This window comes from Aequorivita sp. IT1282 (genome assembly GCF_058068205.1).
The window spans coordinates 239,440-260,604 of the sequence record NZ_JBYRHR010000004.1 but is presented as its reverse complement, the minus strand read 5'-3'; the positions used below and the strand labels follow the sequence as shown (position 1 = coordinate 260,604).

20 protein-coding genes and 1 tRNA gene are annotated in these 21,165 nt (G+C 37.6%); 4 read left to right on the top strand and 17 right to left on the bottom strand.

The annotated features are described in order from the left end of the window. Positions 1-155 precede the first annotated feature (155 nt). The 15 genes from AC3RVG_RS10515 to mraZ all read right to left on the bottom strand — a co-directional run bounded on the left by AC3RVG_RS10515 (position 156) and on the right by mraZ (position 16,557). Positions 156-229 (bottom strand) — tRNA-Arg (locus tag AC3RVG_RS10515). A 48-nt stretch (positions 230-277) separates the two neighbouring features. Continuing rightward, complete coding sequence (locus AC3RVG_RS10510; RefSeq protein WP_489691423.1) at positions 278-727, bottom strand: GatB/YqeY domain-containing protein; 450 nt, start codon at positions 725-727, stop codon at positions 278-280. 152 nt (positions 728-879) lie between these two features. Beyond that, positions 880-2,856, bottom strand: coding sequence for a cell division protein FtsZ (gene ftsZ, locus AC3RVG_RS10505; RefSeq protein ID WP_489691422.1), 1,977 nt, complete (start codon positions 2,854-2,856; stop codon positions 880-882). Between the two features lie 72 nt (positions 2,857-2,928). Next, on the bottom strand, positions 2,929-4,284 hold the full coding sequence (ftsA, locus tag AC3RVG_RS10500) for a cell division protein FtsA (protein ID WP_489691421.1): 1,356 nt from the start codon (positions 4,282-4,284) through the stop codon (positions 2,929-2,931). Between the two features lie 4 nt (positions 4,285-4,288). Further along, complete coding sequence (locus tag AC3RVG_RS10495) at positions 4,289-5,005, bottom strand: cell division protein FtsQ/DivIB (RefSeq protein WP_489691420.1); 717 nt, start codon at positions 5,003-5,005, stop codon at positions 4,289-4,291. After that, on the bottom strand, positions 4,995-6,350 hold the full coding sequence (murC, locus tag AC3RVG_RS10490; protein ID WP_489691419.1) for a UDP-N-acetylmuramate--L-alanine ligase: 1,356 nt from the start codon (positions 6,348-6,350) through the stop codon (positions 4,995-4,997). The genes AC3RVG_RS10495 and murC overlap by 11 nt, the downstream gene beginning before the upstream one ends. Before the next feature lie 76 nt (positions 6,351-6,426). Next, a complete protein-coding gene (gene murG, locus AC3RVG_RS10485) occupies positions 6,427-7,521 on the bottom strand; it encodes an undecaprenyldiphospho-muramoylpentapeptide beta-N-acetylglucosaminyltransferase (protein WP_489691418.1) in 1,095 nt (364 codons plus the stop codon). Between the two features lie 29 nt (positions 7,522-7,550). After that, entirely contained in the window at positions 7,551-8,741 is a 1,191-nt protein-coding gene (locus AC3RVG_RS10480; protein ID WP_489691417.1) for an FtsW/RodA/SpoVE family cell cycle protein, read from the bottom strand. 31 nt (positions 8,742-8,772) lie between these two features. Continuing rightward, a complete protein-coding gene (gene murD / locus AC3RVG_RS10475; RefSeq protein ID WP_489691416.1) occupies positions 8,773-10,107 on the bottom strand; it encodes a UDP-N-acetylmuramoyl-L-alanine--D-glutamate ligase in 1,335 nt (444 codons plus the stop codon). A 4-nt stretch (positions 10,108-10,111) separates the two neighbouring features. Next, positions 10,112-11,353: a phospho-N-acetylmuramoyl-pentapeptide-transferase gene (mraY, locus tag AC3RVG_RS10470; RefSeq protein WP_489691415.1), complete on the bottom strand. Its 1,242-nt coding sequence runs from the start codon at positions 11,351-11,353 to the stop codon at positions 10,112-10,114. Between the two features lie 4 nt (positions 11,354-11,357). Then, complete coding sequence (locus tag AC3RVG_RS10465; RefSeq protein ID WP_489691414.1) at positions 11,358-12,821, bottom strand: UDP-N-acetylmuramoyl-L-alanyl-D-glutamate--2,6-diaminopimelate ligase; 1,464 nt, start codon at positions 12,819-12,821, stop codon at positions 11,358-11,360. Next, positions 12,818-14,818 carry a penicillin-binding protein gene (locus AC3RVG_RS10460; protein ID WP_489691413.1) on the bottom strand — a complete coding sequence of 667 codons (2,001 nt, stop codon included), beginning with the start codon at positions 14,816-14,818 and terminating at the stop codon, positions 12,818-12,820. The genes AC3RVG_RS10465 and AC3RVG_RS10460 overlap by 4 nt, the downstream gene beginning before the upstream one ends. A gap of 60 nt (positions 14,819-14,878) precedes the next feature. Beyond that, the gene (locus tag AC3RVG_RS10455; protein WP_489691412.1) at positions 14,879-15,199 is read right to left on the bottom strand and encodes an FtsL-like putative cell division protein; all 321 of its coding nucleotides are present in this window, start codon (positions 15,197-15,199) and stop codon (positions 14,879-14,881) included. 1 nt (position 15,200) lies between these two features. Continuing rightward, positions 15,201-16,100 (bottom strand): 16S rRNA (cytosine(1402)-N(4))-methyltransferase RsmH, encoded by a 900-nt coding sequence (gene rsmH, locus AC3RVG_RS10450; protein WP_489691411.1) that lies wholly within the window; start codon positions 16,098-16,100, stop codon positions 15,201-15,203. Then, on the bottom strand, positions 16,084-16,557 hold the full coding sequence (gene mraZ / locus AC3RVG_RS10445; RefSeq protein WP_489691410.1) for a division/cell wall cluster transcriptional repressor MraZ: 474 nt from the start codon (positions 16,555-16,557) through the stop codon (positions 16,084-16,086). Before mraZ ends, rsmH begins: the two co-directional genes overlap by 17 nt. A 204-nt stretch (positions 16,558-16,761) precedes the next feature. Here mraZ and AC3RVG_RS10440 point away from each other — a divergent pair, with 204 nt between their 5' ends. Both AC3RVG_RS10440 and yihA read left to right on the top strand, forming a co-directional pair. Further along, positions 16,762-17,526: an alpha/beta fold hydrolase gene (locus tag AC3RVG_RS10440; protein ID WP_489691409.1), complete on the top strand. Its 765-nt coding sequence runs from the start codon at positions 16,762-16,764 to the stop codon at positions 17,524-17,526. Positions 17,527-17,587: 61 nt separating this feature from the next. Next, complete coding sequence (gene yihA, locus AC3RVG_RS10435; protein WP_489691408.1) at positions 17,588-18,199, top strand: ribosome biogenesis GTP-binding protein YihA/YsxC; 612 nt, start codon at positions 17,588-17,590, stop codon at positions 18,197-18,199. Between the two features lie 5 nt (positions 18,200-18,204). Here yihA and gldC read toward each other — a convergent pair whose 3' ends face one another. Then, entirely contained in the window at positions 18,205-18,543 is a 339-nt protein-coding gene (gene gldC / locus AC3RVG_RS10430) for a gliding motility protein GldC (protein ID WP_489691407.1), read from the bottom strand. Further along, positions 18,543-19,502: a gliding motility lipoprotein GldB gene (gene gldB / locus AC3RVG_RS10425; RefSeq protein WP_489691406.1), complete on the bottom strand. Its 960-nt coding sequence runs from the start codon at positions 19,500-19,502 to the stop codon at positions 18,543-18,545. The genes gldC and gldB overlap by 1 nt, the downstream gene beginning before the upstream one ends. A 105-nt stretch (positions 19,503-19,607) precedes the next feature. Between gldB and nadE the strand changes: the two genes are divergently transcribed. Together nadE and AC3RVG_RS10415 are read left to right on the top strand one after the other, a co-directional pair. After that, positions 19,608-20,396, top strand: a complete 789-nt coding sequence (gene nadE / locus AC3RVG_RS10420) for an NAD(+) synthase (RefSeq protein ID WP_489691405.1) — start codon at positions 19,608-19,610, stop codon at positions 20,394-20,396. A 136-nt stretch (positions 20,397-20,532) separates the two neighbouring features. Then, positions 20,533-21,165 (top strand): response regulator, encoded by a 633-nt coding sequence (locus tag AC3RVG_RS10415; RefSeq protein WP_489691404.1) that lies wholly within the window; start codon positions 20,533-20,535, stop codon positions 21,163-21,165.

Below are 21,165 nucleotides of genomic sequence, written 5' to 3'. Positions count from 1 at the left end.
AAAAATATGTTTGAGCAAGCTCACATAACATATAAAATATAATTTATAAAGGGGTTCGCTGCGCGCATCCCTCAAAGCTCCGCTTTGAAAAAGAAAAGGGAGAAAAAATATGTTTGAGCAAGCTCACATATTTTTTCTCCCTTTCTTTTTATTCGTGACCGCGAAGGGATTCAAACCCCCAACCCTCAGAGCCGAAATCTGATGCGCTATTCAGTTGCGCCACGCGGCCAAATTCCTGCGAAAGCAGGAAACTCTTTATATTTTTTCTAATTAATCATTAAGAAAGCCGAGACTTTACTGCAGTTGAAATAGTTTTACCATCAGCCTTTCCTGCAAGTTTTGCGCTTACTAAGCCCATAACCTTTCCCATATCTGCCATTGATGACGCTCCGGTTTCGGCGATGATTTGATCCACTATTTTCACTACTTCTTCTTCGTTTAATTGTTGTGGCAAAAATTGCTCTATAACTGCAGCCTGCAACAATTCTGGTTCTGCCAAATCTTCACGCCCCTGCTCTTTATAAATAGCTGCGCTGTCTTTACGTTGTTTAACTTGCTTTTGAAGTAATTTTATTTCTTCAGCTTCTGATAATTCTGTTTTTGAACCAGTTTCAGTTTGAGCCAAAAGCAATGCAGATTTAACAGATCGCAAAGCTTCTAAAGCTTGCGTGTCTTTTGCTTTCATTGCGGCCTTCATTGCCTCCATAACATTTTCCTGTAAGCTCATTTTTTGTGTTTTTAAATAGAGTGCGAAGATACTTAATAATAGGCAAACGTGAAACAGTAAAAAGTTAGAATTATGTGGCGAAACTAACTTCAAAAAAAGACCCGAATTTATTTATGAAATTCGGGTCTCAACATTAAGTGAATAGATAATTCTTAATCTACATTATCATGTAAAAATGAATTGTTTTTTCGCAATTCAATGTCATCAGCATCGGTGTTTACCGAAGTTCTTGAAATGTTTGGCTCGTTTTTAGTATCGTTCAAGTCAATTCCCATTCTTTTATAAGCCGGTTGTTTTTCAATCTCATCAATTCTTGATGGACTGTTTTTAAACTTATAATTGAATTCCTTCATTTTTCTTTTTCGCTCTTCAGCCCGGTCACTCAATATTTTTGAAATTGGCGAGTTCATTGGGTCCTCATCATCGCGAACATCATTTTCCTTTTCATTAGGCTCAGAAATGGTTCTTTTTTCGAAAACAATTTCTTCATCTACGATTTCCTCCTGTGTTAGCTTTTTAGGCTTAGCACTATTTAAATGGTTCTCAACTTCTTGGTAATCGTCCAAGCTGTAGCGTTTAATGCCGTTTCCCGATACTTCTGTAATAGGAACAACTTCTACATGGTCTTTTACCTCAATCTCTCCCAAATTGTAGAAAATGGCATCCTCCTTTTTTTCCTTCTCTGCACTCTTATGCGAATTAGAATTTATGGGAAGATCGAACATTAATATTTGTTCATCATTTTCTTGGGAAGGCGCTTCAGCTTTATTAAATGCCTGCTCTTCTTTTCTTTTTGATGCTTCAACAATTACAAATTCGTTGACGTTTATTTTATTTACTTCAACTTGGTTGAATTGATCTATATTCTTAGTTTCAACTTCATCATAAGAAACGTTTATGTTCTTCAATAATTCTGAAGTTTTAATATAGCCTTTAAAAGGAGGTGTTTCTTCTATTTCCGCGTCATCAAAGAGCGTGTGCTTCAACACCGTAGTTTCTGCTTTGGGCTGTGTATTTACAGGTTTTTCTGGCAATCTTACAGGACTAGCAGTTGCTTTTGGCGTAAGGTTTTGCTCGGCTCTTTGCTCATCTTCCAGCGTATGGATTATTTTTTTTGTTTCAGTATTTACAATTTCATTTTGCTGTTCAATATTGAAACCCGTAGCAATTACAGTAATAGAAATAGAACCTTCTAAGTTTTCTTCGTCACCTACACCCATAATAATGTTTGCACTGTGGCCAGCTTCATTCTGAATGTGATCACTTATTTCACCAATTTCATCAATTGTAATTTCGTCAGTTCCAGAAACGATAAGCAGCAATACGTTTTTGGCACCTTTAATTTTATTGTCGTTCAACAATGGAGAATCCAATGCTCTACCGATTGCTTCTTTAGCTCTATTGGCACCAGAGGCAGTAGCGCTTCCCATAATTGCAGTTCCACTATTGGCAAGTACTGTTTTCGCATCGCGAAGGTCAATGTTTTGCGTGTAGTGATGCGTTATAACTTCGGCTATCCCACGAGCAGCGGTGGCCAAAACTTCATCAGCTTTTGAGAAGCCCGCTTTGAAACCGAGGTTTCCGTAAACTTCACGTAATTTATTGTTATTGATAACAACCAAAGAATCTACATTTTGACGTAGTTTTTCAACTCCAATCTGTGCTTGGTCGTTTCTAGTTTTTCCTTCAAACTGAAATGGAATGGTTACAATCCCAACAGTGAGAATGTCCATATCCTTCGCCATTTTTGCAATTATAGGCGCAGCACCAGTACCCGTACCACCACCCATACCAGCGGTAATGAAAATCATTTTGGTATTTGTGGTAAGCATACTGCGAATTTCTTCCATGCTTTCAACAGCAGATTGCTCGCCAACTTGAGGATTTGCACCGGCACCTAAACCTTCCGTTAGGGAAACTCCCAACTGGATTTTATTTGGAACTGGACTATTTTCTAAAGCCTGTGAATCTGTATTACAAATCACGAAATCTACTCCCTTTATGCCCTGGCTAAACATATGGTTAATTGCATTACTTCCTCCACCGCCAACGCCAATAACCTTAATCACATTGGATTGGTTTTTGGGCAGGTCGAATGAAAAATCTTCAAGTTCTGTGTTGCTGCTCATAGTTTTATTTTTAATTGCAATTTTTTTTATTTTTTCTTAGCTGTGTACTGTTACTGAACACTGAATTCTTTTTTATTCAGCGTTATCTAAAAATTCCTTGAATTTCTCTGCCCATTTATCAAAAAACCGTTTCGATGTTTTTTGTCCTTTGGCATCTTCTATTTCTTCGTCTTCTTCGCTTTCTTCCTTCGTTACAGTTGTGCCTGCTTTCTTTTCTTCTTCAACGTCATCTTCATGTGGAAAACGTTTCATTAATGATGACTTTTCTTTGCTTTCCAAACTGTTAAGCACCAGACCTACTGCGGTTGCATACATTGGGCTGGTAGTTTCAGCATCGCTATCGCCAGCTAAATGCTCATTGGGATAACCAATTCGCGTGTCCATTCCTGTTATGTATTCAACAAGTTGTTTAATATGCTGAAGTTGTGCGCCTCCACCGGTCAATACGATTCCGGCAATTAGTTTCTTTTTTGGATCTTCGTGACCGTAATTTTTAATTTCCATATACACTTGCTCGATAATTTCGATAACACGTGCGTGGATAATTTTTGAGAGATTTTTTAAACTTATTTCTTTTGGCTCTCTACCGCGTAACCCTGGAATAGATACTATTTCGTTGTCTTTGTTTTCACCAGGCCAAGCAGATCCAAATTTTATTTTCAGAAGTTCAGCTTGCTTTTCGATAATAGAACAGCCTTCTTTTATGTCTTCGGTAATAACATTTCCGCCAAAAGGAATTACTGCCGTATGGCGAATAATTCCGTCTTTAAAAATCGCCAAATCTGTAGTTCCGCCTCCTATATCAATTAGGGCTACACCAGCTTCCTTTTCCTCTTGACTTAAAACTGCCTTCGCAGAAGCCAACGGCTCCAAAGTGATTGCAGATAGTTCTAATCCTGCACTTTTTATACATCTCCCAACATTACGGATAGAGGAAACCTGCCCTACAACAACGTGGAAGTTAGCTTCCAAACGCGCGCCGTACATTCCAATTGGCTCCTTTATTTCCGCTTGTCCGTCTACTTTAAAATCCTGTGGTAAAACGTGCAATATTTCTTCACCGGGAAGCATAACCAATTTGTGTACTTGATTGCAAAGTCTGTCAATATCTTCTTCCTTAATTACGTCTTCGCCATTAGGACGGGTTATGTAATCGCTGTGTTGCAGACTTCTTATATGCTGGCCTGCAATACCAACAACCACTTCCTTGATTTTCATTCCAGAAGAAGTCTCTGCATCTTGCACTGCTTGCTGAATAGACTGTATAGTCTGGGTAATGTTATTAACAACGCCGCGATGTACACCAAGGCTTTTTGCTTTACCAATACCCAAAACTTCCATTTTGCCATAATCGTTTTTTCTACCAATCATTGCAACTATTTTGGTAGTTCCGATATCCAATCCTACAGCAATATTATCGTTTTCCATGGCCTTACTTTTTTGTGGCTATTACCTGATTTTCAAAATTCAGATTTACCATTTTGTACCCAACTAGAGTACTGTCTTGTTTTGTTTTTTTATAAAATGCTTTAAAGTTTTGAAACTTTTGTTCTATATTTTCCGGTTGTCCGAAGTGCACTTTAAAATCCATCATTCGAAGCTCCAATTCTACAGTACCATCCGCTTTTCGGTTTATGCCCACTACACTGCTCTTCATAAATTCATCTTCTTCAATTTTAAGCAGCAAAAGAGTAACTTCATTAAAATTATTTTTTGAAGTTCCCGTAATTATGGGCACTCTTGCAGAGTAAACTTTGGACAGCGGCATCTTTGTTCCATCTGCATCTAAGTAATAATCTGGCGAGGCAGACACTCTGCCTATTGGTTTACGTTGCTCAATCTTCGCTCCCAACGCACCATCAACCGTTACATACACTTGAGCATCACGAACCATAGGGTTTTCCCGCAGTCTTTGCTCCATCTTCTTCAAAACTAAAGTTTCTTTACCTATGCTCGTAACCTTAGCATGATTTTGTATCAACAATTTATTAACCGTATCGAAGGTTATAAAAGGGCTGTTTTCATCTATAAATTCGATCTCTAGTTTTGTGATTTTTCTTGCATCATTTCGCTTTTTTGTAAAGCTGAAAAGAAACGCCATGACCACAAGCAACACTATAAATTTTATAATTTCGAGACTACGCTTCATTCTTTAATATTTTGGATAATTTATTCACCTCGGCACCAATGTCTCCGGCACCTACCAACAATTTCACTCTGCATTTTGACTTTAATAAAACTTCTGGCAAAGCAGATTTAAAGACCACTCTTTTATGCGTTGCATTAATTTGATCTAAAAGCCATTCCGAAGTAATTCCTTCAATTGGCTCTTCCCTCGCAGGATAGATATCTAACAATATCACTTCATCAAATTGTGATAAACTTTTTGCAAAACCCTCGGCAAAGTCGCGCGTTCTGCTAAAAAGATGCGGCTGAAAAACAATCTGTTTATGATCATTCGGGTACATTTCGTCCACCGCTTGAAAAAGTGCGTCAAGTTCTGTAGGGTGATGTGCGTAATCGTCTATCAAAACCAAATCTTCAGTTTTAATTTTATACGAAAAACGACGTTTTACACCTTTAAAAGATGCCAACGCTTTGGGCAGACAATCGGTCGGGGAGCCTGCTAAAATTGCCATGCCCAAAGCCATAATGGCATTTGTAAGATTATGATGACCCGGAAGATGAAATACTAAATTATTCATCCTTCCAGTCGGAGTTTTTAAGTCGAATAAATATGCGCCGTTTTCAATTCTAATATTTTGTGCTTCATAATCTGCACTTTCGCCAACTGCAACGGTCATTCCATCCAAAGGAAGATGCTGTTTTATGAAAACATTTTCCTCTTTTTCCACTAATTGTGCAAAAGTTCTAAAGGCATTTTCTATTTCAATAGCATCGCCATAAATATCTAAATGGTCTGCATCCATTGAGGTTACGCAAGCAATATCTGGTCGCAACTGAAGAAACGATCGGTCAAATTCATCTGCTTCAACAACTGTTATTTCGCTTCCTTTGTATATAAAATTCGAATTGTAATTTTCTGCAATCCCACCCAAAAAGGCTGTTACAGGCATATTACATTCCGCCAATAAATGTCCTAATATTGCTGAAGTTGTGGTTTTTCCGTGCGTTCCAGCAACGGCTAAGCAAAGCGTGTTTTTTGAAACTTCACCTAAAAGTTGCGCTCTTTTTAAAATTGAAAACTCTTCGGACAAGAAGTAATTTAAAATCTTATTGCCTTTTGGAATTGCCGGAGTATAAACCACCAAAACATTTTCCTTTAAAATAACTTCGCTTTGAATTTCAGAAATATCGTCAATAAAAGTCACCGAAATTCCTTCGGCAACCAATTCGTCAGTTAAGTCAGTCGGCGTTTTATCGTACCCAAAAACAGCCTTCCCCTGCATTTTGAAATATCGTGCAAGCGCACTCATCCCAATGCCGCCGATACCGACGAAGTAAAAAGTTTGTATGTTATTTAGGTTATTCATTTTTAATTTGTTTTGGGTTTAGAAGTTTAAAATTTAGTGACGAATGTCTGCTAAACTTTTAAATACATAAACCTTCTCAACTTTTACTCAATAATTTTTCAATCTCTTCAACTATATCTTTCGTAGCGTCTGGTTTCGCTAGTTTCTTTATGTTTGCTGATAGCTTTTTCTGCATTTCTTCCGAAGCTATTAACTCTGAAAACACATTTTCAAAAGTTGCATCCAGTTCACTTTCTTTAATTAACACGGCTGCATTTTTTTCTGTAATCGCCTTCGCATTTTTAGTTTGATGATCTTCAGCAACATTTGGCGAAGGAATAAATACAACTGGCTTACCAACCAAACACAACTCTGAAATCGAAAGGGCGCCAGCTCTCGAAATAATAAAATCTGCTGCGGCATATGCCAAATCCATTCTGTTTAAAAACGTATGGACTTGCACCGTTTTGCTGCCTTTGTTTTTATAGGTTTCTTCGTAATATTTTCCGCATTGCCAAATAACTTGAAGGTTATGCTTTTCAAAGAAAGGAAGCGATTTTTCTATTAATTGGTTTATCCGTCGTGCACCCAAACTTCCACCCAAAACCAACAACGTTTTTTTATCACTTTTTAAATTGAAGAAAGCCATTGCTTCTTCTTTTTTTGTGGAAATATCCAGCAGATCTTGTCGCACTGGATTTCCTGTAAGTTTAATTTTTTCGGATGGAAAAAATTTATCCATTCCTTCGTAAGCAACACAAATTTTCTGAACCTTGCCGCTCAACCATTTGTTCGTAATACCAGCGTGACCGTTCTGCTCTTGTATTAGGCATGGAACACCTCGCAAGGCTGCCATTCGCAATAATGGAGCACTTGCAAAACCACCAGTTCCAATTGCAACATCAGGTTTAAATTCTTTTAAAATTTTCAAGGATTTTCGAAAACTGGAAACAAGTTTTAAGGGAAAGGCGAGGTTTTGTAAAGACAAACTGCGTTGCAAACCAGAAATCCAAAAACCTTTAATTTTGTAACCAGCTTGTGGCACTTTTTCCATCTCCATTCTATCCTTTGCACCTACAAATAAAAATTCAGCATCAGGGAAACGGGTTTTTAACTCGTTTGCAATAGCAACTGCAGGGTAAATATGCCCTCCGGTTCCGCCGCCTGATATGATGAATTTTTTAGGTTTCAAAAGTTTTTTATTTTTTGTATTTCGTATTTCTAAATTGTTTCACTTAAAATGTCTAATGGATTTTCCTCTGCTTCTTCTTTCGGTACAACTTCGCGCTTTGCACTAACACTTAAAATCATTCCTAAGGCCAAACACGTCATCCAGATTGATGTTCCACCACTACTTATCAACGGTAAATTTTGTCCCGTTACAGGGAACAATTCCACCGCAACCGCCATATTTATCATTGCTCTAAAAACAATTGGCAAGCCTACTCCAATTACGAGCAACTTCCCAAAAATGGATGTGGATTTATGTGCTACAACTACTATTCTAAATAATAAAAACAGATACAGCACCATTAAAAACATACCGCCCAACAAACCAAATTCTTCTACAATTATTGCATAAATAAAATCTGAAGAAGACTGTGGTAAAAAGTTTTTCTGAACGCTTTTCCCGGGTCCTAAACCAGCAATTCCGCCAGAGGCGATGGCTATTTTCGCTTTTTCAATTTGGTAATCTGCTTCAGTATCTTTATCGTCACTAAAATTTTCAACACGGCTCATCCAAGTATCCACGCGGTTTGGGAACACATCTGGGAAAGCCTTTGCCGTAAGTACAAAAAGTGTCAGAAATATTAAACCAGCGCCAAGGATTATTCCTAAATATTTTAAAGGGTAACCGCCCACAAATACCAGTACTACTATCATTGCAAAAAAGATTGCGGTGGTTGAAAAGTTAGCCGGAAGTATTAGCGCGAGCACAATGAAAACCGGTATCCAAAGCGGTAAAATAGTTTCTTTGAAAGTAACTTCTTTATCTTTTATTCGCGAAAGATATCGCGCCACGTAGGTCATCAATACCACGCCCGCCAAGGTAGAAGTTTGAAAGGTGATACCCACAAAAGGCAGACGTATCCATCGGCTTGCATTGGCGCCATCTATTGTAGTTCCTTCGGCCATTGTAACCATTAACAACAAAATAATCACCGGCATCGCGATGATGGATAGCCCTCGAAAATAGTGATACGGTATTTTATGAACACCATATAATATTCCAAAACCTAATACTAAATGCGAAAAGTGCCGCAACAAATAAGGCATAGTACTTCCATCGCCATATAGATAAGCAAGGTTGCTGCTCGAGCTATAAACCGGCAAAAAGGAAAAGAGCGCCAAAAGCCCCACAACTCCCCAAATTGCTTTATCACCTTGTATGTAATGGAAAATGTTTTTCACGATAATAATTATATTCTACTGTCTTTAAAACTTATAAATTTCTAATTGCATCTTTAAATTGTCTGCCACGATCTTCGTAGTTTTCAAATAAATCAAAACTTGCACAAGCCGGGGAAAGCAGTACTGTATTATTTCGCTCAGCCAATTTGTAAGCCATCTTTACTGCCATTTCCATTGAATTTGCTTCAACGATTGTATCTACAACATTTCCGAAGGCATCAACTATTTTTTGATTATCAACGCCTAGGCAGATAATTGCTTTCACTTTTTCGTTTACCAAAGGCAACAACTCACTGTAATTATTTCCCTTATCAACTCCGCCAACAATCCACACGGTTGGATTTTCCATACTATCCAAAGCATAAAATGTAGCATTTACATTCGTGGCTTTAGAATCATTGATGTACAACACATTGTTTATTTTCAAAACTTTTTCTAATCTATGTTCCACACCTTGAAATCCTTCAAGACTCTCGCGTATGGTTTGTTTTCTGATCCGCAATAGCGTAGCTACTGTAGATGCAGCCATTGCGTTCTTTACATTGTGTTCCCCTTGTAATCCTATTGTTGCGATTGGCATAGTAAATTCTGTATTATTTATTTTTATTATTAATTCGTTGTTTCTTTTGAATGCGCCTTGTTTCAATTCTTTTTTTACTGAAAAAGGCAGCGGTTGCGATTTTATAGGATTTTGTGTAAGCCATTTAATGATTTCCACATCGTCAGCATCATAAATAAAATAGTCTTGCGACGTTTGATTCATTATTATCCGAAATTTTGAAGCGATATAATTTTCGTATTTATAATCATATCTGTCCAAATGATCTGGACTTAAATTGGTTAAAACTGCGATGTGCGGAGCAAAGTTTTCGATGCCGTCAAGTTGAAAACTGCTTAACTCAAGTACGAAATTTTCATACTTATCTTCAGCAACTTGCTCGGCAAAACTTTTTCCTATGTTTCCACCCAAAGCCACATTTAAGCCGCCGTCTTGCAATATTTTGTGCGTCAGGCTGGCAGTGGTAGTTTTTCCGTTACTTCCAGTTATTCCAACAATTGTCGCTTTTGTATATTTTGAAGCGAATTCAATTTCAGAAATAACCTTCACTCCTTTCTCGTGCAATTTTTTGATTATTGGCGCCTTTTCGGGAATTCCCGGGCTTTTCATCACTATATCTGCAGAAAGGATTTTTTCATCGGAATGACCTTCCTCTTCCCATTCAATCTCATTATTTATAAGAACTTGTTTGTACTTGTCTTTTATTTTTCCGAAATCTGATGCAAACACTTCAAACTCCTTCTTTTTACCCAAAAGGGCAGTTCCAACTCCACTCTCTCCGCCGCCAAGAATCACCAGTCGTTCCATTAGCTTATCTAATTTTTAATGTAACAAGCGTAATTATTGCTAAAAATATTCCCACGATTAAAAACCGGGTTACAATTTTGCTTTCGTGAAATCCTTTTATTTGATAGTGATGATGCAATGGCGCCATTCTGAAAACACGTCGCCCTTCACCAAATTTCTTCTTTGTGTATTTAAACCAAGTAACTTGTAAAACCACAGACAGATTCTCCATTAAAAATATTCCGCACAGAATGGGGATTAGCAATTCTTTTCTTACTGCAATGGCTATTACGGCTATAATACCACCAATAGTTAAACTACCCGTATCACCCATAAATACTTGTGCCGGGAAGGCGTTATACCATAAAAACCCAATTAGTGCCCCGACGAATGCCGTGATAAAAATGGTCATCTCGCCTGTATTCGGGATATACATAATGTTTAAGTAATCTGAGAAAATAACGTTACCCGAAACCCAAGCGAAAAACGCAAGTGTAAGCGCAATAATCACGGATGTTCCCGCGGCGAGTCCGTCAATTCCATCGGTAAGATTAGCACCGTTTGAAACTGCTGTAATAATGAAAATGACAATAGGAATAAAAATAAGCCACACATAACTTTGGTAGTTATCGCCAGCCCAACTTATAAGATTGGAATAGTTGAATTCATTCTCCTTTACGAAAGGAATTGTAGTCAACATTGCCTTATCCTTTACATAAAAAGTACTTGTAGATTCCTTTTCAATCACTCGAGCTATTTGAGTTTCCGCTTCAGGATTTTGAACAGTTCTTTCAACTACAATGTCTGGATGCAGATACATTGTAATTCCCACAAAAAGTCCCAAACCTATTTGCCCAATTACTTTAAATTTTCCTGGCAGACCTTTTTTATCGTTTTTGAATTTTTTAATATAATCGTCAATAAAACCAATTGTTCCCATCCAAAGAGTAGTTACAATCAATAGGATTACATAAATATTTTCAAGTTTCGCGAAAAGCAAAACCGGTATAAGTGTGGCCAGAATAATAATAATTCCACCCATTGTTGGGGTTCCAGCTTTTTCGTTTTGACCTTCCAAACCGAGGTCGCGTATAGATTCCCCAACCTGTTTTTTTCGGAGGTATTCAATTATTTTCTTACCATAAACCGAGGCAATAAATAACGAAAGGATAATCGCCGAAATAGCACGGAAGGAAATAAAATTGAACAAGCCTGCGCCTGGTATATCGTATGTTTTATCCAAATATTCAAATAGGTAAAAAAGCATTTGGCTACTTGTTTAGGTTGGTTAGTGTTTGACTTACTATTTTAAAATCATCAAAATCGAAGCGTTCGCCATTAATTTCCTGATAGGTTTCATGACCTTTTCCAGCAATTAAAATAATGTCGTTTTCCTGCGCCATTTGGCAGGCAGCCTTAATAGCTTCTTTTCTATTTGTGATTGAAATTGTTTTTTTATAATGAATTGCAGGCACGCCCGCTTCAACCTGTTCAATAATTTTATCAGGATTTTCAGTTCGGGGATTATCGCTTGTAAAAACTACCTTCGTACTCAAAGAGGCTGCAATACCACCCATTATTGGGCGTTTTTGAGCGTCGCGATCGCCGCCACAACCCACAACGGTAATTACTTCTTCATTGCCGGTGCGAATTTCATTAATGGTTTCCAAGACGTTTTTTAAAGCGTCAGGAGTATGCGCATAATCAACAATGGCGGTTATTTTTTTATCAGAAATTAAATACTGAAATCTGCCATCAACACTTTCTAAAGTACTCATGATTTGAAGTACTTCAAGTTCCTCCAGCCCCAGTAATTGAGCGGCACCGTAAATTGCAAGCAAATTGTAAGCATTAAAACCTCCAATTAATTTTACCCACAAATCTTGATTGTTAATTTTAAGAAGTTGACCCGTAAACTGACTTTCCAAAACCTGCGTCTTATAATCAGCGTACGTTTTTAAGGCGTAGGTATATTTCTTCGCTTTTGTATTTTGAAGCATCACCAAGCCGTTTTTGTCATCCACATTTACCAATGCAAAAGCAGCTTTTGGTAAACTGTCAAAAAACGCCTTTTTCACATCGCGGTACTCGGCAAAATCTTTGTGATAATCTAAGTGATCGTGCGAAAGATTAGTAAATATTCCACCAGTGAAACGCAAGCCCTCCGTACGTTTTTGATGAATGCCGTGCGAACTAACTTCCATAAAGCAGAATTCAACCCCAGCATCTACCATTTCGCGCAGATATCTATTAATTGTAAGAGAATCTGGCGTGGTGTGTGTGGCTTTATATTCGGTGTCTCCCACCATTATTTTTACGGTAGAAAGCAATCCAGCTTCAGTTCCGGCTTTTTTGAAAAGTTGGTATAAAAGTGAAGAAACCGTAGTTTTTCCATTAGTACCAGTTATACCTACAAGCTTTAATTCATCTGAAGGATTACCGTAATAATTGGCAGCCATTATCGCTAAAGCGCGATGCGAATCTGCAACCTGCACATAGGTAATTCCGTTTACAATATTTTCGGGTAAAGTTTCGCAAATAATAGCTAATGCCCCTTGATCTGCGGATTTTTTAATGAATTGATGCCCGTCAGAAACAGTTCCTTTTATTGCGATAAACACATCATTCAACGAAACATTTCTCGAATCAAATTCAAGATTGCTTATAGCCACAGAGGTATTACCAACGACGCTTTCGATGGTTACTTTGTACAGTATGTCTTTTAACAATATCACGATAAACTCAAGGTTATTAGTTGTCCTTTTTTCAGTAATTGTCCAGATTTTATTGATTGTGTTGAAACTGTTCCATTACCCACAACTTGTACTCTAAGTCCTAGATTTTCTAATAATGAAACTGCATCCATACCTGCCATTCCAGTTACATTTGGGATGGTTTTGGAAGACTGTTGCAGATTTGTATAGTATTTTTCGAAATCTTGCTCAATCGCTGGATCTGGCTTTTCTATTCCATCTACCTTATCTACATTTCGAGATTCGGTGAATATTTTTTGCGCTACTCTTTTAAAAACTGGTCCGGAAACATCAGCTCCATAAAACCCTTTTTTAATACTTGGTTTATGGATAATTACTATACAGGAGTATTTTGGATTTTCTACGGGAAAGAATCCTGCAAAAGATGAAACATAGCGACGATTGCTCTTCCAATCTGGCATCCAGTATTCAGTTTGGGCGGTTCCTGTTTTTCCTGCCATTGAAAAATCTGGCGAGTAAAGTGATTTACCCGTACCGCGCTTCACAGTATTTTTCATTATTTCCATGATTTCGTTCAAGGTTTCATCAGAGCAAATCTTAGGATTTATAATCTTGGTGTCGTAAGTAGTAACCTTTTCATTCCAAGCACGTACCTCCTTTATAAAACGCGGTTTCACCATTACTCCATTGTTGGCAATAGCGTTGTAAAAGGTTAAAGTTTGTAATGGAGTAAGCTTTAACCCATAACCGTAAGCCAAAGAAGGTAAAGCATTCTTGCTCCAGTTTTTATCGCCTGGTTGAGGAATCATGGGCTGTCCTTCGCCTTTGATTGCTACACCTGTTTTTTCGTTCAGGTGCCAACTTTTTAATCGATTAATGAATTTAATCGGGTTTTTGGAATAACCTTCGTCAATAATTGTAGCTAAACCAATATTAGAAGAAACTTCCAATGCCCTTGCAGCACTAATTTTTCCAAAGCCACCGCGGTGCGAATCGTTAACTGGTTTTCCGTAGAAAATTTTTCTACCATTTCCGGTATCTACAATACTACTGGTGTCAATCACTTTATCTTCCAAAGCTGCCATCAATGCCATCACTTTAAAAGTTGAACCAGGTTCGTGCGATTCACCAATGGCGTAATTAAGTTTTTCGTAATAAGTACCGTCAGAGGTGCGCCCCAAATTAGAAACGGCTTTTATCTCGCCCGTCGCAACTTCCATAACGATTACCGTTCCGTGCTCAGCTTCATAATACTCCAGTTGCTTTAGTAAAGCGTGGTGCGCAATATCTTGAATGTTCACATTTATAGTTGATACAATATCAAAACCATCCTGCGGCTCAATTTCATTATCGTCAGAAACTGGTTTCCATTGACCTTGGGCTATTTTTTGCTTTAAACGATGCCCTTCCTTACCAGTTAATAAATCGTTGAAAGCACCCTCTAATCCTACTGCGTAATAACCAGGACGATCAAAGGCTTCATCGCCTACCGTACGCTGAGCAATTTTCCCAATGGGATGTTCGCGAACAGTACGCTGCTCCACAATAATTCCTCCTTTATAAGGTCCTTTGCGGAAAAGCGGCATATTTTTCACTTTTATATAATCTGAATAACCCAAATTTCTTGCTACAAGTAAATACCTGTTTTTACCGGCACGGGCTTTTCTGAACATATTTTGATAATAAGAAACAGGCTTCCCAAACATGGCACTAAGACCTTCGGAAAGCGGCAATAAATTTTCTTTGAAATCATCCGAAGTAACTGTAACCGCATCAAAACGGATATCGTATTTTGGCACCGACGTAGCCAATAGACTGCCATCATCGGCATATACATTGCCCCGGTTTGCAGGAATTACGAAGTTTTTAGTGGTATTTTCTTTGGCAAGCGCGCGATATTTTTCGCCGTCAACAAACTGAATGTTCATCAACTTAATGCTAATGGCCAGCGCAAAGAGGAACATACATCCAGCAACGATGTATAAACGGTTTAATATGTTTTTTTCTTCGTAAGCCATTCTTTGTCTTCAGTATTCAGATGCGTGTTGCCTATTTTCTTTATTGTTTTTTTCTTATCCTTAATCTTTCTTTTCAATAATGCGAATTCGCTTTGGTGGATTTGTTGAAGGTTGTAAACCCCGACTCTCCATTGCTGCAATAATTTTGCTCTCCATACGCGCCTGCATCAGTAACATTCTTACATCCACATATTCGCTTTTCAGCTCCTTTACATTTGCATTCAATTTTGAAATTATGTGCACTTTTTTATCAGCGCTATGCGAACTGCCAATCATAACTAAAGCCAAAACGGAAAGAAAAATGATGAAACGCCAGTTTTTTAGCGCATCATCACTTACCAAAAATTTCCCTTTGATTATGTTATAAAAGCCTTCTTTCATATTATATTTTCTCTGCAATGCGAAGCTTGGCACTTCGCGCTCGATTGTTTAGTTTAATTTCTTCTTTGGTAGGAATTATGAATTTTCCCACGGCTTTAAAAGGCACTTCCACTCTACCAAAAACATCCTTCTCCGGCTCGCCTTCAAAGAGCCCACTGCGGATGTAACGTTTCACCAACCTGTCTTCCAGCGAATGATAGCTAATCAAACTAATTCTTCCGCCTGGTTTTAAAACCTCGTTTGTTTGAAGTAAAAATTCTCTTAACGCCTCTAACTCTTGATTAACTTCAATTCTGATTGCCTGATAAATCTGCGCCAGAATTTTATTTTCTTTATATGCCGGCAAAAATCTGCTCAACACTTTTTTAAGCTGCTCGCTAGTTTTTATTTTTTGTTCTGCTCGGGCCTCTACAATTACACGTGCTATTGCAGCAGCATTTCGCAATTCACCATAATTTGAAAGCACATTTCGCAATTGCACTTCTTCATATTTATTGACAATGGTAAATGCCGAAAAATTACTGTCGCGGTTCATTCGCATATCCAAGTCGGCCTCAAAACGGGTTGAGAAACCTCTTTCTGCAACATCAAATTGATGCGAGGAAACGCCGAAATCCCCCAAAATGCCATCAACAGTTCTGTGACCGTGAAATCTTAAAAATTGTTTCAGAAATCGAAAATTCTGATTGATTAACAAAAATCTTGGATCGTCAAGCGCGTTCGCCAAAGCATCTTTATCTTGATCAAAAGCAATGAGTTTTCCGTCTGGGCCCAAGTGTTTTAATATTTCACGAGAATGTCCGCCGCCACCGAAAGTAACATCTACATAAACCCCATCTGGTTTTATGTCTAGGCCTTCAACTGTCCTTTTAAGTAAAACTGGATTATGATATTCCGTCATCTTCGTTGCTTTTGTTTCCCATCACCTCTTCAGCTAAATCTGCAAAATCATCTGCAGCATCATCAATAGCTTGTTCATATTTCTCTTTATCCCAGACTTCTATAATATTTATGGCAGAAGAAAGCACGATTTCTTTACTGATGCCCGCAAAAGAAAGCAGGTCTTTAGGAATCAACAAACGCCCCGTAGCATCGAGCTCAACGGTTTTTACACCTGCGGTGAATCTTCTAATAAAGTCGTTGTTTTTTCTGTTGAAGCGATTTAACTCGCCCATTTTTAACATCAAGGCATCCCATTCTTTCATTGGATAAATTTCCAAACAAGGCTGAAAAACGGCACGTTTTATAATAAAGCCCTCAGGAGCCACTACTGCTAACTGCTTTTTCAGCGGCACAGGCACCATGACGCGTCCTTTTACGTCTGCTTTACATTCGTATGTACCTATTAGATTGAGCATTGTGGAAATTTCCTATTTGCAAATTATAGTTTCAAATATATAGAACTTTTACCACTTTTTACCACAATCTACCACTTTGTTGATAAGTTTTACCACTTTGTAGATAACCCAGATTCTGACTTTCAAAAAACAAAGGCAACGCATATATAGAATCTATGAAATTTTTTTGCTTACTTTTGTGATTCTAAATTGCACCAACTAAGAATGTCAATAAACTTAAAGCGAGAAGGAAAATTTACATATTCAGAAATTGGTGAAGGCACACCGATTGTTATCCTTCACGGACTAATGGGAGGATTAAGCAATTTTGATGGCGTCGCTGATTTTTTTCCACCTAAAGGCTATAAAATCCTTATTCCAGAATTGCCTATTTACAAGATGACTTTGTTGCGCACTAATGTGAAAAATTTCGCAAAATACGTGGCGCAGTTTATAGACCATTTGGGCTATAAAGAAGTGATACTTTTGGGAAATTCATTGGGAGGACACATTGGTCTGCTCTGCACAAAAATGTATCCAGAGAAAGTAAAAGCACTTATAATTACCGGTAGTTCGGGGCTTTACGAAAGCGCTATGGGCGAAAGTTACCCTAAACGTGGGGATTATGAGTATATAAAACAAAAAGCCGAAAATGTATTTTACGATCCTGCTGTTGCCACCAAAGAAATTGTAGACGATGTTTACGAAACCGTAAACGACAGAACTAAATTGATACGCACACTTGCAATTGCAAAGAGCGCAATTAGACATAATATGGCGCAGGATTTGCCAAAAATGCATACCCCAACTTGTATTATTTGGGGGAAAAACGACAATGTAACCCCTCCAGAAGTAGCAGTAGAATTTGATGAGCTTTTACCAAATTCAGACTTGTATTGGATCGATAAATGTGGCCACGCTGCAATGATGGAGCATCCCGATGAGTTTAACGAACTACTTAACGCTTGGCTAATTAAGCGAGGACTTTAGCGGTTTCAGGGTTTTATAAAAAGTAATTTCCCGAATAACTTATAATTCATAATTCAAAAAAATGCATATTAAATCTGCGGAATTTTTAATGAGCAACAGCGAAGTTGCTAAATGTCCGAAAGACCGCTTACCAGAATACGCCTTTATTGGCCGAAGCAACGTTGGGAAATCTTCCCTTATCAATATGTTGATGCAACGTAAAAGCTTGGCAAAAACCTCTGGAAGACCAGGGAAAACGCAGCTTATCAATCATTTTATTATAAATAAAAACTGGTATTTAGTAGATTTACCTGGCTACGGCTATGCCCGTGTTTCAAAAAGTAGTAAAAAAACATTTCAGAAATTTATTACCAATTACTTCGAAAAGCGCGAACAAATGGTACTCGCTTTTGTGTTGATTGACTGCAGACTTGAGCCCCAACCTATAGATTTAGAATTTATACAATGGATGGGTGAAACAGGAATTCCTTTCAACATTATTTTCACAAAAGCAGATAAAGTAAAACCACTAGCTTTAGAACGAAATATAGCAGTATATACTGAAAAGATGCTAGAAACTTGGGAAGATATGCCTCCGTATTTTGTAACCTCTGCTAGTAACTTTATTGGAAGAGATGAAGTTCTAAATTATATTGACGAGCTAAATGCTTCAGTCATAGATTCAGAATTTTAAACTCTTTAATCCCGCTTTAGCTCCAACTTTTCAGCAAAATAATCGCAGAAATCGCGCATAGTGGCGCTCATTTTTTCATCATTAGTTGCACGCTGAAATGTTTCTGCCATGGCGCTCAATGTTTGGTGAAAAAAGATCTTCATTTCATCTACCGGCATATCTTTTGTCCAAAGGTCTATACGTAGCGATTCTTGCTTTTTATTGTCCCAAACTGAAAGCATTACAGCTTTAGTTTCTTCATTTGAAATCCCTCCGTCTTCTGCCGTCCATTTAATTGTTTCGGGGATTTTATTTTCGTCTAGCCCAACGTTTAGTCTTATTTCCGAAGTATGTTTTATTGCCATTATTTCTTTGGTTTGTATTTTGAATTTGTAAATATTTCGTCAGCTTCAGTTGCCATTAATTGCTGAACATCAATATTATTATTTTGCATGTAGGCACGCACTATTTTCCAGCCTAAATATCTTCCTAACATCCCTGGGGATTCGTTATCTATTTCAAGATAAAATTTCGAAAACGGCGCAGGGCTTACAAAGCGTGCAGCAAGTTTTGGATCTGTACTGTACAACAATTCCTTTTCTATAAAATAACGCCACATATACTCCTCATTCTCCTCTGCCCATTGGAATTCTTCTTCGGTATAACCTATTTTTTCGGCATCCGTCGTATATGGAAGCCATAGTTCTTTTAAATAAAGTTCTTTTCCGAAGAACACAATTTGTCCTAAAAATGATCTTCTATTAGGTACTTTAATATATTGCCTTGCATATCTTTCAGCAACATCGGGACCAATTTGACTAGGCTTCATTTCCTTCGCAATATATTTATCTATCCCTTCATAAAACCGATGCTGGCTTCCCAAATAATTGTCCAATCCTATCACTAGCATACTATCGGCAAGAATTACTTTGTTTCTATAATCAACATCAGATGTTGTGGTAACCACTACAGGTGTTGAAAATTCTGGAAAATAATATTTTATATGTTGAAACAGGGAAACAAGTACTTCCTGCAAAGTGTCTTCATTTGGAAACGCTTTTAGAACCTCGTTCTCCAATTCTTTTTGAAGTGTATCGGTTAACTTTTCAACCCAAATACTATCGTTATATTGTTCTGGAAAAAATGATGGAAACTCTGCTTTCAACTTCGGTAACTCATCCGGCGTTGTAGACCCAAACGCTTTGTCGAAACGGATAATTTCGACATTCATAGGAATTTTTCCTATTTCCTTTTCAACCTTACTTTTGGAATTGCACGAAAAAAGCAGAACCACAAAAAGTACCGACACAAAATATTTTATCATATAAATAATCTTATTGTAGGTTAACGACTTTCCTTTTTATTAATTTTATCTTTAACTACTTTTGCGATGCAAAGGTATTATTATAAAAGATTAAAAACACGGAAAATGCATACCGAAAAAGTTATAGATTATATTGTAAACTGGCTAAAAAACTATGCTGTAAATGCAAAAATGGACGGCTTTGTAGTAGGAATAAGCGGCGGAATAGATTCTGCAGTAACCTCTGCACTATGTGCTAAAACTGGACTGCGCACGCTTTGTGTGGAAATGCCCATACACCAAGCGCCCAACCAAGTAAGCCGCGGACGTGAACATATTAAGTTATTGAAAAAAAAATTTGCGAATGTAGCCAACACAGAAGTTAACCTAACTTCCGTTTTTGAACAATTTAAAACCGAAGTACCACAAACTGCTAATGATAGTTTTCTTGATCTATCTTTAGCCAATAGCCGAGCGCGTTTACGAATGACGACATTGTATTATTTTGCAGGACTGCACCGGTATTTGGTGGCAGGTACGGGAAATAAGATAGAAGATTTTGGTGTAGGCTTTTACACAAAATATGGCGATGGCGGTGTAGATTTAAGCCCGATTGCCGATTTAATGAAAAGTGAAGTATACGAAATTGCAAAGGCATTAAACATACCCGATTCAATAATAAAAGCAGCTCCAACCGATGGACTTTTTGGCGATAGCAGATCTGATGAAGACCAACTGGGTGCAAGTTACGACGAACTGGAATGGGCGATGAATACAATAGCAAATGGCAAACAAAATGATGACTTCACTGATAGACAAAAGGAAGTTTTAACCATTTACACGAGACTTAACAGGGCCAACCAGCATAAAATGGTGCCAATTCCTGTTTGCGAAATTCCTCAAGAATTGAAATAAAATGTTATTTACCGAATAATTTGGCCATTAAACGAAAGGCTACTTTTTCTTACCCTAAAGGTTTTATTCTCTCATAATGTATTGTTAATATTACATAGGAAACTTGCCCTGCTTGTTAATATGAAATTATACAAAGATGAAAAAAGTTGTAATCGCTGACCATCATCCTATGACTAGGGACGGTGTTTCGGTCTTGCTAGAAAGCACAAAAGAATATTCTGTAGTGGGAAATGTATCTCGTGGATCTGAATTATCACAATGTATTGAAAGAGTACGTCCAGATATTTTAATTTTAGAATTAAACATTCCAGAAATCAACGGGTTTCGCACATTGCGAAGCTTACACGAAGAATTTCCTAAAACTCGAATTGCCGTTTTTTCATCGCATCCCGAAGAAATTTATGCACTGCGGTCTATTAAATCGGGAGCCTCTGGTTATATTCCTAAAACCTCTAGTTCTGAAACTATCCTAAATGCTATTAGACGCATTGCTGTTGGCGGAGTATTTTTAAACGACGAACTGGCAGCAGCTTTCAATAACTGTTCGTTAAACGATAACACAATTATTGGTAGATACAAAAAACTTTCAGCTAGAGAAATAGAAGTGCTTAACCTTCTTTCAAATGGCAAACGCAATAAAGACATTGCATCGCTCTTAGAAATCAATGAAAAAACCGTGAGCACCTACAAAACAAGACTCTTAAAAAAATTAAATCTCTCAAATTTGGCTGAATTAATTAACCAAGCCAGAATGTTTCAGTATAATTAA

Coding starts and splice junctions, on each gene's coding strand:
- yihA (WP_489691408.1), top strand. CDS start 17,588: ATGCATATTAAATCTGCGGAATTTTTAATGAGCAACAGCGAAGTTGCT.
- nadE (WP_489691405.1), top strand. CDS start 19,608: ATGCATACCGAAAAAGTTATAGATTATATTGTAAACTGGCTAAAAAAC.
- mraZ (WP_489691410.1), bottom strand. CDS start 16,557: ATGCTCAATCTAATAGGTACATACGAATGTAAAGCAGACGTAAAAGGA.
- AC3RVG_RS10440 (WP_489691409.1), top strand. CDS start 16,762: ATGTCAATAAACTTAAAGCGAGAAGGAAAATTTACATATTCAGAAATT.
- ftsZ (WP_489691422.1), bottom strand. CDS start 2,856: ATGAGCAGCAACACAGAACTTGAAGATTTTTCATTCGACCTGCCCAAA.
- AC3RVG_RS10455 (WP_489691412.1), bottom strand. CDS start 15,199: ATGAAAGAAGGCTTTTATAACATAATCAAAGGGAAATTTTTGGTAAGT.
- AC3RVG_RS10495 (WP_489691420.1), bottom strand. CDS start 5,005: ATGAAGCGTAGTCTCGAAATTATAAAATTTATAGTGTTGCTTGTGGTC.
- gldC (WP_489691407.1), bottom strand. CDS start 18,543: ATGGCAATAAAACATACTTCGGAAATAAGACTAAACGTTGGGCTAGAC.
- murC (WP_489691419.1), bottom strand. CDS start 6,350: ATGAATAACCTAAATAACATACAAACTTTTTACTTCGTCGGTATCGGC.
- murD (WP_489691416.1), bottom strand. CDS start 10,107: ATGGAACGACTGGTGATTCTTGGCGGCGGAGAGAGTGGAGTTGGAACT.
- AC3RVG_RS10415 (WP_489691404.1), top strand. CDS start 20,533: ATGAAAAAAGTTGTAATCGCTGACCATCATCCTATGACTAGGGACGGT.
- AC3RVG_RS10460 (WP_489691413.1), bottom strand. CDS start 14,818: ATGGCTTACGAAGAAAAAAACATATTAAACCGTTTATACATCGTTGCT.
- rsmH (WP_489691411.1), bottom strand. CDS start 16,100: ATGACGGAATATCATAATCCAGTTTTACTTAAAAGGACAGTTGAAGGC.
- mraY (WP_489691415.1), bottom strand. CDS start 11,353: ATGCTTTTTTACCTATTTGAATATTTGGATAAAACATACGATATACCA.
- ftsA (WP_489691421.1), bottom strand. CDS start 4,284: ATGGAAAACGATAATATTGCTGTAGGATTGGATATCGGAACTACCAAA.
- gldB (WP_489691406.1), bottom strand. CDS start 19,502: ATGATAAAATATTTTGTGTCGGTACTTTTTGTGGTTCTGCTTTTTTCG.
- AC3RVG_RS10510 (WP_489691423.1), bottom strand. CDS start 727: ATGAGCTTACAGGAAAATGTTATGGAGGCAATGAAGGCCGCAATGAAA.